The 430-nt window shown below is 50.2% G+C and carries 1 pseudogene; it reads left to right on the forward strand.

Annotated elements, in window-relative coordinates:
• Nucleotides 1-70 precede the first annotated feature (70 nt).
• Nucleotides 71-430 (forward strand): annotated as a pseudogene (locus ACU8YC_RS28475) (PfkB family carbohydrate kinase); the annotation flags it as partial.

Below are 430 nucleotides of genomic sequence, written 5' to 3' on the forward strand. Positions count from 1 at the left end.
AAGAAAAGCAGGGCACGCGCCACCCTAACCCGGTTGCGCACATTGACTTGGAACACCAAATAAGAAAGCCGCAAGCAACCTCGTTGTTCTTGGCAGTATCAATGCCGATCAGATCCTCAAACTTAACTCTTTCCCAACCCCAGGTGAAAGCGTAACCGGTAGCCATTATCAAGTGGCATTTGGCGGTAAAGGCGCGAATCAGGCTGTTGCTTCGGGACGGAGTGGCGCGAATATCGAATTTATTGCCTGTACGGGCGATGATGATATTGGCGAAAGTGTTCGTAAACAGTTAGCCTACGATAATATCGATATTGCTCCGATTAGCGTAATTTCGGGGGAATCGACCGGGTTGGCGTTGCTTTTTGTGAATGGTGAAGGCGAGACTGTCATTGGCATTCATGCTGGTGCGAACGCAGCACTTTCGCCCGCA

This window comes from Citrobacter sp. VF227, assembly GCF_052950715.1.